The 20,168-nt window shown below is 56.8% G+C and carries 23 protein-coding genes and 2 pseudogenes; 7 read left to right on the top strand and 18 right to left on the bottom strand.

Annotation, left to right across the window (positions count from 1 at the left end):
* Positions 1 to 6 precede the first annotated feature (6 nt).
* The 8 genes from KO498_RS18470 to KO498_RS14615 all read right to left on the bottom strand — a co-directional run bounded on the left by KO498_RS18470 (position 7) and on the right by KO498_RS14615 (position 6,442).
* Positions 7 to 297, bottom strand: a complete 291-nt coding sequence (locus KO498_RS18470) for a hypothetical protein (RefSeq protein ID WP_252731464.1) — start codon at positions 295 to 297, stop codon at positions 7 to 9.
* A 2-nt stretch (positions 298 to 299) separates the two neighbouring features.
* A complete protein-coding gene (locus KO498_RS14645; RefSeq protein WP_215960673.1) occupies positions 300 to 1,511 on the bottom strand; it encodes an acetyl-CoA C-acetyltransferase in 1,212 nt (403 codons plus the stop codon).
* A gap of 24 nt (positions 1,512 to 1,535) precedes the next feature.
* On the bottom strand, positions 1,536 to 2,168 hold the full coding sequence (locus KO498_RS14640) for a glutathione S-transferase family protein (RefSeq protein ID WP_215960672.1): 633 nt from the start codon (positions 2,166 to 2,168) through the stop codon (positions 1,536 to 1,538).
* A 166-nt stretch (positions 2,169 to 2,334) separates the two neighbouring features.
* Positions 2,335 to 3,474, bottom strand: coding sequence for an acyl-CoA dehydrogenase family protein (locus KO498_RS14635; protein ID WP_215960671.1), 1,140 nt, complete (start codon positions 3,472 to 3,474; stop codon positions 2,335 to 2,337).
* A gap of 24 nt (positions 3,475 to 3,498) precedes the next feature.
* On the bottom strand, positions 3,499 to 3,711 hold the full coding sequence (locus KO498_RS14630) for a hypothetical protein (RefSeq protein ID WP_215960670.1): 213 nt from the start codon (positions 3,709 to 3,711) through the stop codon (positions 3,499 to 3,501).
* 27 nt (positions 3,712 to 3,738) lie between these two features.
* Positions 3,739 to 5,514 carry an acyl-CoA dehydrogenase C-terminal domain-containing protein gene (locus KO498_RS14625; protein WP_215960669.1) on the bottom strand — a complete coding sequence of 592 codons (1,776 nt, stop codon included), beginning with the start codon at positions 5,512 to 5,514 and terminating at the stop codon, positions 3,739 to 3,741.
* Between the two features lie 36 nt (positions 5,515 to 5,550).
* Positions 5,551 to 5,937: a MerR family transcriptional regulator gene (locus KO498_RS14620; protein ID WP_215960794.1), complete on the bottom strand. Its 387-nt coding sequence runs from the start codon at positions 5,935 to 5,937 to the stop codon at positions 5,551 to 5,553.
* A 127-nt stretch (positions 5,938 to 6,064) separates the two neighbouring features.
* Positions 6,065 to 6,442, bottom strand: coding sequence for a MerR family transcriptional regulator (locus tag KO498_RS14615; protein ID WP_215960668.1), 378 nt, complete (start codon positions 6,440 to 6,442; stop codon positions 6,065 to 6,067).
* 154 nt (positions 6,443 to 6,596) lie between these two features.
* Here KO498_RS14615 and KO498_RS14610 point away from each other — a divergent pair, with 154 nt between their 5' ends.
* Genes KO498_RS14610 through KO498_RS14600 form a run of 3 tightly spaced genes read left to right on the top strand, consistent with a single transcriptional unit; the run spans position 6,597 to position 8,830 of the window.
* Positions 6,597 to 7,010 (top strand): PaaI family thioesterase, encoded by a 414-nt coding sequence (locus tag KO498_RS14610; RefSeq protein ID WP_436835942.1) that lies wholly within the window; start codon positions 6,597 to 6,599, stop codon positions 7,008 to 7,010.
* A 1-nt stretch (position 7,011) separates the two neighbouring features.
* Positions 7,012 to 7,533, top strand: coding sequence for a PaaI family thioesterase (locus KO498_RS14605; RefSeq protein ID WP_215960667.1), 522 nt, complete (start codon positions 7,012 to 7,014; stop codon positions 7,531 to 7,533).
* Complete coding sequence (locus tag KO498_RS14600; protein WP_215960666.1) at positions 7,526 to 8,830, top strand: MATE family efflux transporter; 1,305 nt, start codon at positions 7,526 to 7,528, stop codon at positions 8,828 to 8,830. Before KO498_RS14605 ends, KO498_RS14600 begins: the two co-directional genes overlap by 8 nt.
* Here KO498_RS14600 and arsC read toward each other — a convergent pair.
* The 4 genes and pseudogenes from arsC to KO498_RS18250 all read right to left on the bottom strand — a co-directional run.
* Entirely contained in the window at positions 8,827 to 9,168 is a 342-nt protein-coding gene (gene arsC / locus KO498_RS14595) for an arsenate reductase (glutaredoxin) (protein WP_215960665.1), read from the bottom strand. The two genes, KO498_RS14600 and arsC, sit on opposite strands and share 4 nt — an antisense overlap.
* Entirely contained in the window at positions 9,165 to 10,223 is a 1,059-nt protein-coding gene (locus KO498_RS14590) for a quinone-dependent dihydroorotate dehydrogenase (RefSeq protein ID WP_215960664.1), read from the bottom strand. The genes arsC and KO498_RS14590 overlap by 4 nt, the downstream gene beginning before the upstream one ends.
* The gene (locus KO498_RS18255; protein WP_354667670.1) at positions 10,220 to 10,576 is read right to left on the bottom strand and encodes a DUF1330 domain-containing protein; all 357 of its coding nucleotides are present in this window, start codon (positions 10,574 to 10,576) and stop codon (positions 10,220 to 10,222) included. Before KO498_RS18255 ends, KO498_RS14590 begins: the two co-directional genes overlap by 4 nt.
* A 72-nt stretch (positions 10,577 to 10,648) precedes the next feature.
* Positions 10,649 to 10,981 (bottom strand): annotated as a pseudogene (locus KO498_RS18250) (DUF952 domain-containing protein); the annotation flags it as partial.
* 119 nt (positions 10,982 to 11,100) lie between these two features.
* On the opposite strand from KO498_RS18250, the gene KO498_RS14580 reads away from it, so the two are divergent.
* Positions 11,101 to 12,663 carry a bifunctional metallophosphatase/5'-nucleotidase gene (locus KO498_RS14580; protein ID WP_215960662.1) on the top strand — a complete coding sequence of 521 codons (1,563 nt, stop codon included), beginning with the start codon at positions 11,101 to 11,103 and terminating at the stop codon, positions 12,661 to 12,663.
* A 418-nt stretch (positions 12,664 to 13,081) separates the two neighbouring features.
* Here the strand turns inward: KO498_RS14580 and KO498_RS14575 are convergent, their stop codons facing one another.
* The 4 genes from KO498_RS14575 to KO498_RS14560 all read right to left on the bottom strand — a co-directional run bounded on the left by KO498_RS14575 (position 13,082) and on the right by KO498_RS14560 (position 15,551).
* Entirely contained in the window at positions 13,082 to 13,687 is a 606-nt protein-coding gene (locus KO498_RS14575; protein ID WP_252731463.1) for a sulfite oxidase heme-binding subunit YedZ, read from the bottom strand.
* Between the two features lie 122 nt (positions 13,688 to 13,809).
* Positions 13,810 to 14,667 (bottom strand): SDR family oxidoreductase, encoded by an 858-nt coding sequence (locus KO498_RS14570; protein ID WP_215960661.1) that lies wholly within the window; start codon positions 14,665 to 14,667, stop codon positions 13,810 to 13,812.
* 81 nt (positions 14,668 to 14,748) lie between these two features.
* On the bottom strand, positions 14,749 to 15,219 hold the full coding sequence (locus tag KO498_RS14565; protein ID WP_215960660.1) for an ester cyclase: 471 nt from the start codon (positions 15,217 to 15,219) through the stop codon (positions 14,749 to 14,751).
* Between the two features lie 38 nt (positions 15,220 to 15,257).
* Entirely contained in the window at positions 15,258 to 15,551 is a 294-nt protein-coding gene (locus KO498_RS14560; protein ID WP_215960659.1) for a DUF2218 domain-containing protein, read from the bottom strand.
* A gap of 94 nt (positions 15,552 to 15,645) precedes the next feature.
* On the opposite strand from KO498_RS14560, the gene KO498_RS14555 reads away from it, so the two are divergent.
* On the top strand, positions 15,646 to 16,539 hold the full coding sequence (locus KO498_RS14555) for a LysR family transcriptional regulator (RefSeq protein ID WP_215960658.1): 894 nt from the start codon (positions 15,646 to 15,648) through the stop codon (positions 16,537 to 16,539).
* A gap of 147 nt (positions 16,540 to 16,686) precedes the next feature.
* Here the strand turns inward: KO498_RS14555 and KO498_RS14550 are convergent, their stop codons facing one another.
* Positions 16,687 to 17,586, bottom strand: coding sequence for a LysR family transcriptional regulator (locus KO498_RS14550; RefSeq protein WP_215960657.1), 900 nt, complete (start codon positions 17,584 to 17,586; stop codon positions 16,687 to 16,689).
* Between the two features lie 93 nt (positions 17,587 to 17,679).
* Between KO498_RS14550 and KO498_RS14545 the strand changes: the two genes are divergently transcribed.
* A complete protein-coding gene (locus tag KO498_RS14545) occupies positions 17,680 to 18,579 on the top strand; it encodes a fatty acid desaturase (RefSeq protein ID WP_215960656.1) in 900 nt (299 codons plus the stop codon).
* Between the two features lie 5 nt (positions 18,580 to 18,584).
* Here KO498_RS14545 and KO498_RS18245 read toward each other — a convergent pair.
* A pseudogene (locus tag KO498_RS18245) lies at positions 18,585 to 18,782 on the bottom strand (hypothetical protein); the annotation flags it as partial.
* A gap of 238 nt (positions 18,783 to 19,020) precedes the next feature.
* Here KO498_RS18245 and KO498_RS14540 point away from each other — a divergent pair.
* On the top strand, positions 19,021 to 19,908 hold the full coding sequence (locus tag KO498_RS14540; protein ID WP_215960655.1) for a cation diffusion facilitator family transporter: 888 nt from the start codon (positions 19,021 to 19,023) through the stop codon (positions 19,906 to 19,908).
* Positions 19,909 to 20,168: the final 260 nt, after the last annotated feature.

Below are 20,168 nucleotides of genomic sequence, written 5' to 3'. Positions count from 1 at the left end.
GGGTTGTTAGGGGGCTGTCGTTTCGGCGGCGATCGCCTTTTGAATGACAGCCAATATTTCTGCAGGTGTTTTGGCGTTCACTTTGATATGCTTTGCATAGTCAAAACGCTGACGGTCGATTGCGCTGCCCGGATCGCCTTCCAGCCGGAAGACAACAGATGGCTTTTTGCAAAACAGCCGCATCAGCGCCCCGTCGTGCATTGTCACGAGTTCCAGCTGATCATAGCCCTTGGCCTGAGCCAGAGCATAGACCAGCGGAAACGGGTGAGCATCGCCGATGGGGTGTGAGTACGCCAAAGTTACACCCGTTCGAGAATGGTAGCGGCGCCCATACCTGAGCCGATGCAAAGCGTGGCGAGGCCAAGCTCTTTGTCGGAGCGTTCGAGCTCGTCCATCAGCGTGCCGAGGATCATCGCGCCGGTCGCGCCGAGGGGGTGGCCCATCGCCATTGAGCCGCCGTTGACGTTGACTTTGTCGTGGTCGACATCAAACGCCTGTTCAAAACGCATAACAACCGAGGCGAAGGCTTCGTTGACTTCAAACAGGTCGATGTCGCTGATGCTCATGCCGCTGTCGCGCATGATTTTCTCGGTCACGGGCACTGGGCCTGTGAGCATGATGGTCGGGTCGGTGCCGATCTTGGCTGTGGCGCGGATGCGGGCGCGGGGCTTGATGCCCATTTGCTCGCCGAACTCTTTATTGCCGATCAAAACCGCGGCTGCGCCATCAACGATGCCCGAGGAGTTGCCCGCATGGTGAATGTGGTTGATGCGCTCAAGCTCCGGGTATTTGAGCATAGCGATCTTATCAAAGCCGGGCATGACTTCGCCCATCTGCTGGAACGAAGGCTTAAGAGCGCCGAGGCTTTGCATGTCAGTCTGCGGACGCATGAACTCGTCATAGGCCAAGATAGGCAAGCCATTCACGTCGTTCACCGGAACGACCGAGCGGTTGAAGTGCCCCGCATCCCATGCGGCTTTTGCGCGGCGCTGGCTTTCAACGGCCATGGCGTCGGCTTGGTCGCGAGTGAAGCCATATTTTGTGGCGATGATGTCGGCCGAGATGCCTTGTGGCACAAAGTAGTGGTCGATCGCGATTGATGGATCAACGGCGATTGCGCCACCGTCAGAGCCCATCGGGGTGCGGCTCATGGACTCAACGCCGCCAGCGATATAGGCGTTGCCTGCTCCGCCGCGCACTTGGTTTGCGGCGACGTTGACGGCCTCAAGCCCAGAGGCGCAGAAGCGGTTGATGGACAGGCCGGGGATGCTTTCGTCAAGATCAGAGGCAAGCACGGCTGTGCGCGCGAGGCATGCGCCTTGCTCGGCAACTTGGGTGACGTTGCCCCAGATTACGTCTTCAACGGCGTGACCCTGCAGGTCGTTGCGTTCCTTCAAGGCGTTAAGAGCCACAGCCGAAAGGCGCGCGGCTGAAACTTCGTGCAGTGAGCCGTCTTTGCGGCCCTTGCCACGCGGCGTGCGCACGGCGTCATAGATATAAGCTTCGGTCATGGTTTTCTCCTATCCGGTGTTGTCTTAAGCGCGGTCAGCGGGGCTGCCGGGCATCAGGTCGTATGGGGCTTTCCACCCCGGTGTTTGTTGAATGTTGGTGAGCCAACGGTCGATATTGGCCCATTCTTTGCGCTCAAAGCCGAAGGGCTCCGGGTAAAACAGGTAGCCACAGTTGGCGATGTCGGCGTTGGTGATCGCATCACCGACGAGCCAGTCGCGGCCCTCAAGATGTGCATCAAGCGTTGCGTAAACCGCTTTAAGGCGGCCTTGCAGGAAGTTGATAGCTTCTTGCGGGCGTTTGTCTTCTGGCAGGAAGTTGAGCAGAAACCGAGTGATGCCGGTTTGTGACGAGTTCTTGTGGTTGTCCCATAGTACCCAACGCAGCACTTCGTATTTATCACTTGGCGCGCCGCCGAGTTTGCCTGATTTGTCGGTGACGTATTGCTGGATCACACCGGATTGACAGAGGCGGATGTCGCCGTCTTCAAGCATTGGCACTTCGCCCATGATGTTTTTGGCGCGGTATTCCTGCGAGCGGGCTTCGCCGCCGAAAAAGTCGACATAGACAGGCTCCCAGTCAAGGCCGGAGAGCTCAAGTGCAAGGGCGGCTTTGTAAGCATTTCCAGACTCGCCGAAACAGTGGAGTTTGAGTGTCATATCATAGTTCCTTTCTTTTAGGTCGGCGGTGGGGGTTTCACACCCCCACACCCCCGTGGGATATTTCTACCAAGAAAAAGAGTTGCCGGTTTCTGGCTCTTTTTCTTGGTGAAAGTATCCCCGCCGGAGGCTTCCAGGGGCGAGGATTATTGTTGTCGTTGCGGATTTAGAGTGACCTTGAGATCAACTCCTTCATAATTTCGTTGGTGCCGCCGTAGATGCGCTGAACACGGGCGTCGGCCCACATTTCGGCGACGGCGTATTCTTGCATAAACCCATAACCACCGTGCAGTTGCACACATTCATCAAGCACTTCGCCTTGCGTTTCTGTCAGCCAGTACTTGCACATCGCCGCTTTTTCGACGGTGAGTTCGCCGCGCATGTGCTCGGAGATGCACTCATCAAGGAAGGCGCGAGAAACTGTAAGTTTGGTTTTGCATTCGGCAAGTTTGAAGCGAGTGTTCTGAAATTGCATGATCGGGCCGCCGAAGGCCTCACGCTCGTTGCAATAGGCGATGGTGCGCTCGATGGCGCCTTGCATGGCGCCGACCGCGCCACAGCCGATGATCAGGCGTTCTTGTGGGAGCTGCTGCATCATCTGATAGAAGCCTTTGCCCTCGACTCCGCCAAGGATGTTTTCCGGCGGAATTTCGACATTGTCAAAGAACAGCTCTGAGGTGTCGGCGGCGTGCATGCCGACTTTTTCGAGGTTGCGGCCACGCGCGAAACCCTGCGCTTTGTCGGTTTCGACAACCACCAGCGAGACACCTTTGGAGCCAAGCGACGGGTCGGTTTTGGCCGCGACGATGATCAGCTCGGCGTGCTGGCCGTTTGAGATAAACGTCTTTTGGCCCGTAAGGCGGTAGGCATTGCCGTCGCGGACGGCGCGGGTTTTGATCGCTTGCACGTCAGAGCCTGTTGACGGCTCGGTCATTGCCAATGCGCCAACGGTCTCGCCGGTGACCATCTTGGGCAACCAGCGCTGCTTTTGCTCTTCGGTGCCGCAGTTGAGGATGTAATGTGCGACGATGCCTGAATGGATCGGATTACCCCAAGAGGCGAGGTTGGCGCGGGGGTGTTCCATCATCACCACGGCCTCATGGCCAAAATCGCCGCCGTGGCCGCCGTATTCTTCGGGGATGGACGGGCACAGCAGGCCAAGCTCGCCAGCTTCGTTCCATGCCGTGCGGTCCATCTGGCCTTGCTTGCGCCATTTCTCAAAGCGAGGCGACCATTCATCAGTGATGAACTTTGCCGTCATGTCTGCGAGCATTTGGTGCTCGTCTGTCATCCAGCTTGATGTCATTGGCTTTTCCTCCCCAGAAAAAAACTAACGTTTGCGCGCGTCGAGCTCTGAATTGAACAGCCGCAGGCGGGCTGTCAGGTTTTCTTGGTTGGTGACGCTCTCGAAGTTTTCAAACAGAAACGAGAGCGCTTCACCTTCGTCGAGCCCGGCCTCTGTCGCAAAACGCTTGAGCCGTCGGTAGCCGTCTTCTGTCATGGCACAGGGAAAACGGCGGGTGAGGCGGAAGCGTTTTGGCATCGGGGCGGGGCTCCTTTTCTTGGTGGCTTAGAACTGGTCGGCGGCGAGCGCCATGACAGTTTCTGCGCCCGTCTCGATGCGCGCAAGGTGCATCGCGGTCGCGGGCAGGCGGCGTGCCATATAGTAGCGCCCCGTTGCCAGCTTTGTCTCGTGGAACGCCGCGTCAGAGGTGCCATTTGCCAGCGCTTCCAGCGAGGCTTTGGCCATGCGACCCCACATCAGGCCGAGGCAGACATGACCCATCATATGCATAAAGTCGTTTGAGCCAGACAGAGCTGCGTTCGGGTCTTTCATGCCGTTTTGCATGAAGAACATGCCAGCGGTTTGCAAATGCTTTGACGCTACTTTCAACGGCTCGACAAAGTCTTCCATGCCTTCCACATCTTTGTTCTCAGAGCAGAAATCTTTGACCAGGGCGAAGAAGGCCATGACGTGTTTGCCGCCATCTTGCGCCAGTTTACGGCCGACAAGATCAAGCGCCTGAACGCCGTTAGCACCTTCGTAGATCATCGCGATGCGCGCGTCGCGGGTGAACTGGCTCATGCCGTGCTCTTCAATGTAGCCGTGGCCACCGAAGATTTGCTGGGCCTTAACGGTCATGTCGTAGCCCTCGTCAGTGAGGAACCCTTTCACAACCGGTGTCATCAACGAGATGAGGCCGTCAGCGTCGGCGTCTTCGGCGCGGTGGGCTTGGTCGATCAGCTGCGAACTCCAGAGGATAAAGGCGCGCGCGGCCTCGATGAAGCTTTTCTGGTCCATCAACGAGCGGCGGATATCAGGATGCACGATCAGCGGATCGGCTGGGCCTTCTGGGTTTTCAGCGCCGGTAACCGCACGGCCTTGCAGGCGGTCGTTGGCGTAGATCACTGCGTTTTGGTAGGCCGCGTCTGCGGCCGAGAGGCCCTGCATGCCAACACCGATGCGGGCTTCGTTCATCATCGTGAACATGGCGCGCATACCTTTGTGCATGTCGCCGAGTAGATAGCCTGTGGCTTCGTCGTAGTTCATCACGCAGGTCGAGTTGCCGTGGATGCCCATTTTCTCTTCAATAGCACCACACGAGACGCCGTTGCGCGCGCCGACTGTGCCGTCGTCGTTGACGATAAACTTGGGCACGATAAAGAGCGAAACGCCTTTGATGCCTTCGGGCCCGCCGGGGATTTTTGCCAGAACGAGGTGAATGATGTTGTCTGACATCTCGTGCTCGCCTGCCGAGATAAAGATCTTCTGACCGGAGACTTTGTAGCTACCGTCATCCTGTGGCTCAGCCTTGGTGCGCATCATGCCCAAGTCTGTGCCGCAGTGTGGTTCTGTCAGGTTCATGGTGCCTGTCCACTCGCAAGACACCATGTTTGGAAGGTAGGTTTCCTTTTGTTCTTGCGTGCCGTGCGCCAAGATAGCCGAGGCCGCGCCGTGGGTGAGACCTTGATACATGGTGAAGGCTTGGTTTGAGGCCGAGAACATCTCGCCCACTGCCGTGCCGAGGACGTAGGGCATGTTTTGGCCGCCGAACTCTTCAGGCATATCAAGCCCTGTCCAGCCGCCTTCACGCACTTGATCAAACGCTTCCTTGAAACCTGTAGGCACGCGCACAACACCATTTTCGAGCGTGCAGCCCTCTTTGTCGCCAACCACGTTCAGCGGTGCGAGCACTTCGCTGGTGATCTTGCCGGCTTCTTCCAGCACCGCGGCTGTGAAGTCACGATCAAGATCGGAATACCCTGGAATCGAAGATTCACTCGTTTTGAGAACATCGTGCAGAACGAATTGCAGGTCTTTTGTGGGGGCTGTGTAGCTGGGCATTGTGAATGTCTCCGGGTTTTGGCGTGAGTGATTGGGTTATTCGGCGGCGGCGGGCAAATCGGCGTTTGACGCGATAACCTTGCCGAGCCAGTCAAGCTGGGTTTTGAAATCGGTGATCGCTTCGTTGAGTTCGTCGCGCTGCGATTCCATATCGTTCAGGCGCTCCTGTGCGATGCCATAGGTTGCCTGAAGCTGCGTTTGCTGTTGGTCACCGACATAGTAGAGCTCCAGCAGTTGGCGGATCTCTTCAAGGCTGAAGCCGAAGCGTTTGCCGCGCAGAATTAGCTTGAGGCGGGCACGGTCGCGCTTGGTGAACAGGCGCTTTTGGCCTTCGCGAATAGGGAAGAGAAGCTCTTTGGCTTCGTAAAACCGTAGGGTGCGAGGTGTTACGTCAAAAGCCTCACACATTTGGCGGATTGTCATGGTTTCATCAGAATCAATCACTGAACGTCTCCCTGTCCGTCGTGTGCAACTTGGTGATGCACCTTAGATACTCAGGGTTGGTCTCGTTTCAAGCAAAAGTTGACGTTAACGTAAGGAGTACGTTGCGTCACCTTTTGGATTGCAGGGCGCGCAGCGTTTCTTCACGGTTCTGAGTGAGCTCGGCGATGGCCTCATCAAGTTCGGCGCGTTGTCTTTCAAGCTCTTTGAGCTGCCTTTCAGCAGAATCAACCCAGGTTTGAAGTTGCGCTTCGGTGCCTTGCTCTTCGTAGAGCATGAGAAACTGGCGGATGCCTTCAAGTGAGAACCCCCAACGGCGACCACGTAAAATAAGTGTCATGCGGGCAATTTCACGGGGGCTATAAAACCGTGCGCGCCCCTCACGGGTGGGTTGCAACAGCTCGATGTATTCGTAGTAGCGCAGGGTGCGCGGCGTTACATCAAACTTGGCGCACATATCCTTGAAGGTGAGGCGTTGTTCTGTCACGGTCGTTCTCCTTGGTGCTAACTTATGGCGCGAGTGCAGCAGACACAAGATCAAGGCATGAGTTGTTTTGGGATTATTCAGCCAGCGCTTGCAGGCCTTCACGGAGCGTGGAAGTATGCGTGCAATTAGAGCCGATATGCAGGAGATGACACCAATGGATAAGGTCAAATTTGCGAAGCAGTTTGTGGCCGCGCTTCCGCATTGTCGCGAGCTTGGCATGCGGTTGACAGACATCGGTGATGGGGTTGCTGTGGGCGAGATGCCCTACGATGCAAAGCTGGTTGGTGACCCTGAGACCGGCGTGCTGCATGGCGGGGCGATTTCGGCTTTAATGGACACATGCGGGGGGGCCGCAACAATGAGCCATCCGCGTTCGCCCGCTGGCACTGCAACGATTGACCTGCGCATTGACTACATGCGCGCGGCGACCCCGCAGCAGACGATTGTTGCGCGCGCAGAGTGCTACCACATCACCCGCTCGGTCGCCTTTGTGCGGGTGACGGCTGTTGATGATGATGTTGACAACCCTGTCGCCGTGGCAACCGGCGCTTTTACGGTGGAGCAATAACATGGCGCGTAAACGGCCCGAGCCTGTTCAGGTTATCAAACAACGCCGCGATGCTGTGCTTGCTGCATTGGTGCATGGCGTGCCTTACATCAACTTTCTCGGCATCGAGTTTGACCGGCGCGGCGATGAGCTGACCGCGATTTTACCTTATGATGACAAGCTGATCGGCAACCCGATGCTGCCTGCGATTCACGGTGGCGCGATCAGCGGCTTTCTTGAGGTCGCGGCAGTGATCGGCCTCGGCTGGGCGGTGCTTTGGGACGAGATGGAACGGGGCGAACTTGATGCCGACGAAATCATCTCCGGACATTTGCCCCGCTTGCCAAAGACCATCGACTTCACGGTTGATTACCTGCGCTCGGGCCTGCCGCGAGACGCCTATGCGAGGGCCAAGGTGAACCGCTCGGGCAGACGCTATGCGAGCGTGCATGTCGAAGCCTGGCAAGACAACCGGCAGCGCAGTTTTGCGCAGGCGACGGGGCATTTCTTGATGCCACAGCGCAAGCCTGACAGTGATGATTGAGCTAACGCACCGGCGGGTTCTGACGATCGCTATCCCCATTTTGCTGGCCAATGTGACGGTGCCATTGTTGGGGGCTGTCGATACCGCTGTTGTCGGGCAAATACCCGATGCTGCACCTATCGCAGCGGTGGGAGTTGGCGCGATTATCTTGTCGGCAATTTACTGGGTGTTCGGCTTTTTACGTATGGGCACAACCGGCCTCACCAGCCAAGCCGCAGGGCGGGGGGAGACGGGTGAAGTCGCGGCTTTGCTAACGCGGGCTTTGATGATCGGGCTTGCGGGCGGCGTTGTGTTTATTCTGATCAAGCCGCTGCTGTTTTGGGGCGCTTTCGCAGCCTCGCCAGCCAGCCCCGAAGTTGAAGGCATGGCGCGCACCTATATGCAGATCAGGATCTGGTCTGCCCCTGCAGCGATTGCCAGCTACGGCATTTCCGGCTGGCTTATTGCGCAGGAGCGCACCAAGGCTGTGCTGGTCATTCAACTGGTGACAAACGGTGTCAATGTGAGCCTTGATTTGCTGTTTGTGATCGGCATGTCGCTTGGCGTTGCGGGGGTGGCTTGGGCCACGTTTGTCGCCGAATGGGCGGGTTTTGGTGTTGGCCTCTGGGCTTGTCGTGAGGCTTTCCTTAGCCCCGCTTGGAACGATTGGGCACGGGTGTTTGACCGCGAGAAGCTCAAACGCATGGCGGTGGTGAACACTGATATCTTGATCCGCTCGCTGTTGTTGCAAGGCATCTTCGTGTCGTTCCTGTTGGTCGGCGGGCGCTTTGGCACTGTGACGCTGGCCGCAAACCAGGTGCTGCTGCAATTTTTGCACATCGCAGGTTACGCGCTTGACGGGTTTGCCTTTGCCGCCGAGGCGCTTGTCGGGCAGGCCTACGGAAAGCGCGCAGTGGCTCAGGTGCGCGCGGCTTCAAAGCTCACCAGTCTTTGGGCGCTGGGCTTTGGCTTTGCTATGGCGCTGGTGTTCTGGTTGTTCGGGCCGATGATCATTGACTTGATATCAAAGGCGCCGGACGTGCAGCAGGAGGCGCGACGCTACCTGCCGTGGCTGGTTGCTGCCCCCGTGATGGTTGTCGCATACTCGCAGCTCGACGGCATTTTTATCGGCGCAACGCGCTCGGCGGATATGCGCAACATGATGGCGGTTTCATTTGTGATCTACGCCGTCATGGCTTGGCTGTTGATGCCCGTGTTTGAAAACCACGGGCTTTGGCTGGCGCTGCATATCTCGTTTGTGGCGCGCGGGCTGACGCTGTGGCTGCGCTATCCTGCGTTGGAGCGCAGTGTCGCTTAGAGAATGTCGAGCACGCTTTCGGGCGGGCGGCCAAGTGCTGCTTTGTTGTTGGCCAATACGACGGGCCGCTCGATGAGTTTCGGCACGCGGGCCATGGCGGCAAAGAGCGTGTCGTCTGGGCTGTCTTTGGTCAGACCCTCGGCTTTGAACTCGGCTTCGCCTGTGCGCATCATTTTGATTGGCGCAAGGCCGAGCGCCTTGGCAACACTGCGCAATTCGGCCTCGGAAGGGGCGTCTGTGAGGTAGGTTCGCACCTCTGGTGTGTGGCCGTGCTCTTCCAGCAAAGCCAGTGTTTGCCGCGACTTCGAGCAGCGAGGATTGTGCCAAATGGTGATCATAGCCAAGTGTCCCTTTCGGTTCCGACGGCCTCGGAAACATTGCTGAAACCGTCTTGTTTGAGGAGGTCATCAAGCCCGCGGGCGATTTGCGGCACAAGGCTCATGCCGTGATAGACGAGTGCGGAGTAAAACTGCACCGCCGAGGCCCCTGCACGGATTTTGGCGTAGGCCTGCTCGGGCGTTGCGATGCCGCCGACACCGATAAGTGGGATTTTACCTTGGGTGGACTTTGAGAGCTTGGCGAGCACGCGTGTCGAGGACTCAAACAAGGGCGCGCCTGAGAGGCCGCCTGCCTCTGCTTTGTCAGCACCTGTCAGGCCTTCGCGAGAGAGAGTTGTATTGGTTGCGATCACTGCACTAAGCCCCGCTGCGAGGGCGACATCGCCGATCTCGGTGATCTCGGCATCGGTCAGGTCTGGCGCGATTTTGAGGAAGATCGGCAGCGGTTTTGTGAGGGCGGCGTTGGCTTGCATGACGCCGGATAGCAACGCGGCGAGGGCTTCGGCGCCTTGCAAGTCGCGCAGCTTTTCGGTGTTGGGAGAGGAGACGTTGACTGTCGCAAAATCAAGGTGATCGCCGCAATGGGCAAGCACTTTGGCGAAGTCGTCGGCGCGGTTGTTGCTGTCTTTGTTGGCTCCGAGGTTGAGGCCGATAACGGCGTCTTTCGGTCGCTGGGCGAGCCGCGTTGCGGCCGCTTGCATGCCCTTGTTGTTAAAGCCGAAGCGGTTGATCACGGCGGCGTCTTCTTTCAGGCGAAAGAGCCGCGGCTTGGGGTTGCCGTCTTGAGCGCGGGGGGTGACTGCGCCAACTTCGACAAAGCCGAAACCCGCGCGTGACAGCGGCGCAAGCACCTCGGCGTTTTTGTCAAAACCAGCGGCGAGGCCAACGGGGTTCGGTAGCTTGAGGCCTGCGATTTCGGTTGCCAAACGGGGCGATGTAACTGAGCCGGGCAGGGGCACGAGGCCCGACGCGAGCGCTTTGACCGCGAGGCCGTGAGCGCGCTCGGGGTCGATGCGGTGCATGCCGAAAAGGGCCAGTTTTTCGAGCAGATTCATCCGAACTCGCTTTTGCCAGATGAGGGCTTGGTGCGGATCAGGCGTGAGGTGAGCACGGCGGATTGCCGGTGCACAACGGCGCGCTGATATTCGGGGTCTGTGATCATCGCGAGAAAGGCTTTGGCATTCGGATACCGCGCAACAAAGATGTGATCCCAGTGCTCATTGCTTGGCCCCATGAGGACGGCTTCAAAGCGCGCACGCCAGACGATTGTGCCATTGTTGCGCTGGAAAATCGGCCCGGTTTCACGGCCATAGTTTGCGTAGGCGTCGGCGCCTGTCAGGTCTTTGCCATGCAGCGCGTGGCCTTCGGGGTAGGCGGCGGCGTCACGTAGACGCACGAGGTTAAGCATCTCGATGGGGGTGTCGCGATCCAGCGCTTTGAAGGCCTCAAACTGGGCGCGGGTCGGGTCAACAAAACCTGCGAGCTCTTCCGGAAAGACATGTGTGCCATGCACAAGCGGCAGGGGCCAAGCGAAGGCGACATCGGAGAGTTTTAGAGTGCGGTAGAGATGCGGGAAGAGGGCGTCGCCGCGTGAGACCTCCCATTTGAGTGCTTCACCTAGGGGCTCGGCCTCTACCCCCAGCAACATAAGATCATCGGCACCGGCAAAGTGCTTGGCGGCGGTCTCTTGCGCTTGCTCGGGGGTTGAAAAGTGAACATAGCCATCGGCTATATCTATCGGCGCACCTTGGCTTTCGCCTTCAGCACGGAGCGCGGCCCATTCGGCAGCGCGGAATATCTTGAGGATAAGCATGCGGGTTTGATGCCCTCAAAGGCAGTAAAGGGTCAAGCCCAGAAGCGGCTTCATAAAGCTTTTGACCTCCTGCGGGAAGAGTTGCACCATCATGCCTTAACCAACACAGGAGATTCGACATGTTTGCTCGTATTTTGGGCGCGGCCTCGGCTTTGGCACTGAGCGCAGGCGCAGCGGCGGCGGATTACACGCTGCACATTGTTCATATCAACGATCTGCACAGCCGGATTGAACCCGTCAACAAGTATGACTCAACCTGCAACGCCGAGGACAACGCCGAGGGTAAGTGCTTTGGCGGCTTTGCGCGGGTGGCGACGAAGATTGCCGAGTTGCGCAAAGAGCTTGCCGGCGAGAACTTGCTGGTGATGGATGCGGGAGACCAGTATCAGGGCTCGCTGATGTACACGACATACAAGGGCGATGTCGAAATCGAGATGATGGAGAAAGTCGGCTTTGACGTGATGGCCGTTGGCAACCACGAGTTTGATGACGGGCCTGAGGGACTTGCCAAACTGGTTGACGGTGTTTCGTTTCCGGTGATCTCCGGGAACATAGATGTGTCGCGCTCCAACGTGCTGGCAGGGAAGGTGACCAACCATGTCGTGCTCGAAGTCGGCGGCGAGAAGGTTGCGATTATCTCGGCGTTGGCGACGGACACGGCTGAAACATCATCACCGGGTGAGGCGGTGGTTTTTCAAGACGAAATCGAAAGCCTGAAGGCCGATGTTGCTGCGCTTGAAGCTGAGGGTGTGACCAAGATCATCGCGCTCAACCATGTTGGCGTGAAGAAGGACATGGCGATTGCCGAGGCTGTTGCCGGTCTTGACGCTGTGGTTGGCGGGCATTCGCATACCAAGTTTTCCAACACCGAAGAGGGGGCGATGGCCTATCCGACGATGGTTGGAAATGTGCCGGTTGTGCAGGCCTATGCTTACTCGAAGTATGTCGGGCACCTTGTGCTGACATTCGATGACGCAGGCGTTGTGACGGCGGCGACTGGCGACACGATCTTGCTTGATGCTTCTGTTGCTGAAGATGCGGAAATCGTGGCGCGCGTTGCCGATCTTGCTGGCCCGATTGAAGAAATGAAGAGCCGTGTTGTTGCCGAGGCGGCAGAAGTGATCGGCGGAGATCGCGAGACCTGCCGCTCCAAGGAATGCACGATGGGCAACCTGGTTGCGGATGCGATGCTTGATCGGGTGAAAGACCAGGGCGTCGAGATCGCCATTCAGAACGGCGGGGGCCTACGGTCGTCAATTGACGCCGGTGAGGTGACAATGGGCGAGGTGCTTTCAGTGCTGCCGTTCCAGAACACGTTGTCGACCTTTGAAGTCACTGGCGAGGCTGTTCTGGCGGCACTTGAAAACGGTGCGAGCCAGTATGAAGAAACTGCTGGACGGTTCGCTCAAGTTGCCGGGATGAGTTACACGGTTGACCCGAGCCAACCCGCGGGAGCGCGCATTTCTGATGTGATGGTCGGCGGTGCGCCGCTTGATATGGCAAAAGTCTACAAGCTGGTTTCCAACAATTATGTCCGCAATGGGGGCGACGGTTACAAGATGTTCCGTGATGCCGAAAATGCCTATGACTTTGGCCCTGATCTGGCTGATGTAACGGCTGAGTATCTGGCAAAAAACGGGGCATACACGCCTTACACCGATGGGCGAATTACTGTGAAGTAGGCAGTTTGACCCAAGCCGGTTAGCAGAATGATAAGGCCCCGCGCGCTAAGCGTGTGGGGCTTTTTTTGTTGGTCGAGGGCGGCCCGGTAAACAGAGCGTAAAGCCTGCGTTCCGGCAGGTTAAGGCGTTAAGCTTTTTCGCAAGGGCCGTGCCTAAGCTATGCATACCGCAGTGCATAAACCAGTGCATAATGCGTGCATACGATCCGGCCAAGCGGAGCGTTAACGAATGTACTAACAATGCGCAGGGTGACGCGTGGGGCAAGGAAACCCGAGGTTTTGGGCAAGATCGATGCGGCGACGGTGAAACAGGCGCATGCTATTCTTGAAAGCAACAGGGCCAAGGGCAAACTGGTTCTTGAGGGCTTCTAGGGTAAACACGGGGGCGGCGTTGAAAATCCTGCGCCGCCCTTAATTGCTCAGGCTGCCCGAAGCCGCTGGCGTCGCAGGTTTGATCCGACGCGATAAAGCTCTAATGCGGCGAGGGGGCCGAAGTGCACCAATGCCGCACCAACGCCGCCCCAGTCGTGTAAGGCCGCCCAGTGCAGCAGCGTCATTACAGCGGCCAGATAGACAAACCGTTGCAAGCTTTTCCAGCGGGTTCCCAAGGATTTGACCCAGCCGTCAGTTGATGTGATCGCAAGCGGGATAAACACCAAAAACGCGACCCAGCCTGTCCAGATATAGAATTTGGAAATCTCGCCGCCTGAAAACGCCACCATGTTTTCGTCAATCAGATACAGGATCGTGTGCGCAAGCGCGTAGCCAAAGGCCGCGACACCAAGATAGCGGCGGCGTTTCATCATCCAACGCGGCCAACTTGCCCCCTTGAACAGCATCATCAGCGGGGTGATCATCATAGAGATGATCATGAACCGCGCGGCGAATTCGCCTGTCGGATGTAGCAGTTGATGGATGGCTTTCGGGTCGCCCGACGTCAGCATGGCGAGCATGGGAATGGCGGGCAAACTCAGGATCACCCAAAAGGTGTAGGGGCTGTTGAAGAAGGATTTCAGTGCTGACATGGGCTTGGCTCCGGTTGGTCTCGACGAAGGCGCTGTGACACGTTTGCGGCTATTGCGCATAATCGTAGCGTGCTTTTACTGGCTTTATGGTCATACGAACAGCGCCGGTGTTTCCGTCGCATTTAACTGCTTAGCGATTGAAAATAGTCCTCCCAGCTTTGGTGGGGGCGGCCCGCCACGGCTGCAAAGTCGCTTGGCGCGTCATAGATGCCACGCCGGATACCTTCATAGATGCCGCCGATGATCGGGCCGATGAAATCGCCGAGTTCGGCGGTGCGATCGGCGATGAAGTCTTCCGGCGTCATCTCGCGGTAGGTTAATGTCGTGCCGAATGCACCGTTCAGATAGGCCGCAAGCTGCGTCTGGGTGATCTGTGGCCCATAAAGATTGAAGGTCTGGCCGTTGAAGGTGTCGCTGGTCAGAAGGCAGGCATAGGCATGGGCCAGTTCAGCACGTGTCGTGTAGCCGCATTTGCCATTCCCTGCGCTGTTGGCGATCTCGCCTCTGGCTTTGTAGCTTTCGATGTATTCGACGTCTGGTTCAATATAGATGCCGTTGCGCCCGATGGCGTAGTCCAGCCCGCAGGCGCGCACATCGGCCTCGGTTTGACGGTTGCTTTGCACGACAGCCGAAAAGGCGGTGCCTTCTTCGACGCCTTGGATGCTGGTGTAGACGATCTTTTGCACGCCTGCAGATTTCGCGGCCTCAATGACATTGCGGTGCTGGCCGATGCGTAGGTCTGGCGCATCCATTCCGGAGACGAGCAACAGGGTGTCGACACCTTCCAAAGACGCATGCAACTGCTCTGGCTTGCCGTAATCGCCGGGGCGTATTTCGATGCCGATTTCGGTGCCGAGACCCTTGGCATTGGCCGGTGTGCGGGCAAGGCCGATGAGTGTTTCTTGCGGGTAGGTTTTGATCAGATTGCGGGCGATTGCGCCGCCCAACTGGCCGGAAACGGCGGTTACTGCGATTGTCATAAACTCTCTCCTTGAATGAAGCATGCGGGCGCAACATCGGCCCGCACCCTTCGGATTTATCCGGGCTTTTGCTGGGTTGGCTTATTTGCCAGCCAACTGCTGCAACGCGCCTGCCCAATCTTCAATGTGGTAGGTTTGGGTGATAACGCCGTCTTCCATCTCGTGGATGTCGATTGTCATGATGTCAAAGCTGCGGCCCTCGCCATCGATACCAAAGAACGGCGCGACGGGGGTGCCGGTTGCACGGCTGCGCACGATCACGGTGTCGCCGTCTTGGTGCATGTCTTGAATGGCCCAGTTCAGGTCGGGCATCAGCTTGGCAAAACCGCCGACTTGCCCGAGGAAGGCATCGCGGGTTTTGGCGTTGCCGGAGTAGTCGCCGATGCTGACCCAATCTGCGGATGTTGCGGCGACGAAAGCGTCGACTTGTTCTTGCTGACCGGGGTTGCTGAGCAAGTCGTAGAATGCGGTTACGGTGTCTTTGTTGTCCGCGAATGCGCCTGTTGCGGCAGTTGCGATGACGGCGGATGCGATGAATGTTTTGATGTTCATGGAGTTCTCCAGTGTCGCTTTGGGTTGTTGGAGAGGGATCAGCCGGCGGTTAGAGGCTGCCAATTGATTTCGGGATTTTCACGAAATGCGAACCGCTCGAGGTGGCTGGCAATCACGCGGGTTGTTTTTGTCAGGTCTGCTTGGTTATTGGCCGTTGCCGTCAGTGTCAGCGTGGCGTCTTGAGCGACCAGATCACACTGACCGAAGGGGAATGCGATGTGCCCTGATTGCGGGTCAAACTGCACCTCGATCTTGTGGGCGAAGTGTTTGCAGAGTTGCTGCAGGTAGGTACTTGCGCGGTCGGTTGTGATGTTGGCTGTACGTGTGAACATTTCTGACTTCCTTCTGTTGACCCCAGAAATAGACAGAAGCTGCCTTTTTGATTATCCCATGATGTAAGAAAACATTCTTACAGGAATTAGAAAGATGATTGATGATTACCGCAGCCTCGCTGTGTTTGTAGCGATTGCGGATACAGGAAGCCTGAGTGCGGCAGGACGCCGGCTAAAGCTATCCACCTCTGTGATCAGTCATCATCTTTCGCGTTTGGAGGAGCGTCAGGGTGTTACGCTGTTCTTTCGATCTACGCGCTCGATGTCGCTTACGCCTGAAGGCCAGATCGCCCTTGATCCCGCCCGTCGGATGGTCACCGCTGGCGAAGAAGCTCTTGATGCGATCAATGCTGGCAATGATGAACCTGTCGGGTCGCTTCGTGTCGCAATGCCCGCCTTTGGTGAACAAGGTCGCCTGCATGCCGCGCTTTGGGAGTTTGCACGGCTGTATCCGATGGTAGCGATCTCGCTTCATTGCAGCGACACGCCAGCCGATCTTGTGAAAGGCGGGTTTGACTTGGCGGTCCGCTTAGGCACCCTGCGCAGCAGTAGCCTGAAGAGCCGCCGCATTGCCGATTTCAAGCGCTGGCTGGTTGCTTCACCCGACTACTTGGCTGCTCGTACGCCGATCAGATCCCCCGATGACCTCGCGAAGCAGGACTTCATTTCAGTCACTCAAATTCCGTCGGTGATAACGCTGGAACAGGGCGGGGGGGCGATACAGTTTGAGCCCTCGAATGTGCGTATCGAGGTCACCACAGTGACCTCCGCAAAGGCCGCAGTGCTGGCGGGGCTTGGTATCTGGCACCTCCCGCTCGGAGAAATTGAACATGACCTAGCGCAGGGCCGTTTGGTTCGGGTGCTGCCCGATTGGAGCCTACCTGATCTTGGCATTTACGCCGTCTGGCCGGATATTGGCCCACAAAAGGCGCTGACCCGTCGGTTGATCGATCATTTCGTTTCCCAGAAATCGGACCTGATGCTGTGACGGGGAACTTGCGCCCCGCCCCCTATGCAGCCATCCGATCAGCGATTGCAATGATGCGCTACATATCCCGCAGAGGCCGTTGCATGCACGACCCTTGAGCGAGGTTGAATTCCTGTTCAGAGCAGACGGTTTCGCTCGTTGCAGGGCTTAGTGGCCCGCTATGTCTGCCTGCAGACAGGCTGTTAGCCACGTCGCAAATTGAACGACCATGGGCCGTGTTGAAACGGCCTGCCGCACTGACAGGCAATAGCTTTGCGGCATTGCCAAACGCTTCGGACTCGCCAGAACAAGGTCTCCGCGTCGCAAAGGTTCTGCCGCATACAGTTTCTGCACAAGAGCAACGCCCAGACCGGCTTTTGCCATTGAGAGTGCTGCGTGTGATGACGCAACGATATGTGTCTGCCGGCTTGGGGGTTCACCAAGGAATTCTGTCCAGGACGGAAACGATGCCGCGACACCGCCCCAATCGGTTTCAATGAGACGGGCCGTGGAAAAGAACCCAAGATCGGCGGCACAGTTGTGATCGTCAAAATACGCTTTCGTACACACCGCCACAACATCATCCGACACTTCCGAAACAATTCGTGCGACCTCATTGGGGAATGAGCCATAGGACAATCGTATATCGATCCGCTCTGCTTCCAGATCGAGCGGGCCATGGTCTTCTCGGGTTCTGAGGCTGACATTGGGCTCCTTGACCAAAAACTCAGGCAATCTTCGGGGCAACCAGCTTGTCGCAACGGAGGGAGGCACAGAAACAACCAGTCGGGATTGTGCGACACGATGATGCAATATCTGTGATGTTTCGCGGATATCCTGAAACGCCGCAGTCAGCCTAGGCAAAGCCTCTCGTCCGGCCTCGTTGAGTTGGATGCTTCGCTTTGCGCGATCAAAGAGCCGCCGCCCTGTCTGCTCTTCCAGACCCCGGATCAGCTGGCTGACGGCCGCGGGTGAAATGCCCAACTCTTCTGCTGCGCGCGCAAAACTACCAAGGCGCGCAGCGGCTTCGAATGCCTGAAGGGCCCGCAAGGAAAGAGTATCGGCCATGCTTATTGGTAAGCTTAGCTTATGTAATCGTCAATTATTCGCGCTATTGAAATGAAGGGTTTTTCTATAGTCATGCAGAAAAGGGGCACCAAAATGGATCATAAAGCATTTCTATCCTCCTTGGACGTCGCGCAGCGCGAGGCCTTGCTGGTGCGCAGTGATGGCAAAGGGTTGCGACACTTGGCGGGGCATTGGGGCGCGATCTTGATTTGCGCGGCGCTTATCTATCTTGCGGTGCCATTCTGGCAGGTGCTCGTGCCCGTTCTTGGCATCCTCCTCGTGTTTCTGTTCACGCTGCTGCATGAAACCAGTCACAAGACGCCGTTTGACAGTGGTTGGATAAATGATGCGGTTGGCCACGTCTGTGGCTTCGTGTTGTTCCTGCCCTCAAACTGGTTTCGGTATTTCCATTTTGCGCACCACCGTTTCACGCAAATTCCGGGAAAAGACCCCGAGCTTGAGGCGCCAAAGCCGGAAACATGGGGGCAGTATGTTCGACACGTATCAGGTGTTCCGGTCTGGATCAGCCACGCAAAAACACTTGTCAAGAATGCGGTCGGGCGACAGCACGATGCTTACGTTCCTCAAGCGCGGCGAGGCAAAATCACAAAGGAAGCGCGGTTGTATCTGCTCGGTTACGGCATTCTGCTTGGACTGAGCCTTTGGCAAGCCTCAATGCTTCTGGTCTATGTCTGGCTCTTGCCAATGCTGCTAGGCCAACCGTTTTTGCGCTTTTATTTGCTTGCAGAACACGGGCTATGCCCCACGGTCGCAAACATGTTCGAGAATACGCGCACGACCTTCACCAACAGGCTTGTGCGCTTTCTTGCGTGGAACATGCCCTACCACACCGAACATCATAGCTATCCGTCTGTGCCGTTTTACAAACTGCCCGAATTGCACGACCTCATCAAACCGCATCTGGCTGTCACGGCAAACGGCTATGCGGCTTTTACCAAGGACTATGTTGATACTGCATTCTCGGAAAGATGAAGCGGCAGGCGATCATCTCTTGCCAAGTCAGCCACTGCGAGTTTGACCAGATCGCAGCCACGCAACCTGCTTTCAGTCGCTCCGCTAAACAACGCAAGGTCGCGAAAGTAGCCGGCTGGTTCGGGCCGCGCGCAAATGGCCCACACCTGTTTGGGACGCAGTGGACGCTTCTGGCCCATTTTTACCGATGCTGCGTGATGCATGGATGTCTGCTTGCACGAGTGAGCCAAAAACCTTTGAAAACTGGTTAGGTTTCGAACGTGATTTGTGGCAGCAAAAAATGAGACGTTTTACGCCCCTGTTAGAAACGGAGTTTTGGGAGCATTCCAGCTATAGAAATATAGATTAACTTGAACATGACTTTCACTCGCAAAGTCAGTGGCTTGCACCACTGCATCGCGCAGTCTAACTGCCGTGATCAGGACTAGAGGAACGGCCAACATGACCACAATCAAACTTGCAATTGGCAGTATTTTCGTCGGCTTCGCTGTCTTGGGATTGAAAGCCCTTGCCTACTGGATAACTGGTTCGGTTGCACTTTTATCAGATGCACTCGAAAGCACGGTCAATGTCGCAACAGCGTTCGCCGCGCTCATCGCGATCCATATCGCGGCGAAACCCGCTGATGCCAATCACCCCTACGGCCATCACAAAGCAGAATTCTTCAGTGCTGTCCTTGAGGGTGTAATGATCATCGTTGCCGCACTGCTCATCTTTCGCGAGGCCTACCACGGATTTATGCAGCCAGTCATGCTTGATGCCCCAGTAGAAGGGCTTCTTGTGAACATGACCGCAACAGTCATAAACGGGCTGTGGGCTTGGGTGCTGATCACACGTGGACGAGCACAGAAATCACCGGCTTTGGTAGCCGATGGAAAACACCTGATTACGGATGTTCTTACCTCTGTCGGGGTTGCCGCTGGCGTTATTTTGGCTGTTGCAACAGGATGGTGGATACTGGATCCGGCACTGGCGGCGCTCGTGGCCATCAACATTCTCTGGTCAGGTTCGAAAATCGTCAAAGAGTCCCTGAGCGGTCTGATGGATGAGGCTGTCTCAGCGCAGACACTCGACGCGATCCGTAATGTTATCGCGTCACAATTGAATGGCGCAATGCAAGCGCACGATCTTCGGACACGGCACGCAGGCGCGGCAACGTTTATTGATTTCCATCTGGTCGTGCCCGGTGAAATGACTGTCTTTCAAGCTCATGAAATCTGTGACCGTATGGAGGAGTCTATAAAAGATCGCTTAGATGGTGCCAAGGTTACGATCCATGTCGAACCTGAACACAAGTTAAAGCATTTAGGAGCGATAATTCCGGATTGAAGATGCGATTTTATTGCCGCGCTACAAATGTCGGTGCGGCCCCAAAAGGGACATTCTCAATGTTATAGAAATCACCGTTTGTTAAACGGTTTCCTGAAAGCCGACATTCGGGCTTTTTAAGTGGGGGTCCGCTCTGTCCCGCAGTCTGTCAATTCGACGCCCGATCCTTGCTGTGATCTGCGCGTATGGCTGGTTTTCCCGCCGCGCGGCAGCAGCGAAATTTATGCTGACGCAGCATTTTCTCCCTGCGAGCACGCGCC

It is taken from the genome of Lentibacter algarum (genome assembly GCF_018860975.1).
Taxonomy (GTDB): Bacteria; Pseudomonadota; Alphaproteobacteria; order Rhodobacterales; family Rhodobacteraceae; genus Lentibacter; species Lentibacter algarum_A.
The sequence above is the reverse complement of the archived record's forward strand: the minus strand, read 5'-3'. Positions and strand labels throughout refer to the sequence as shown.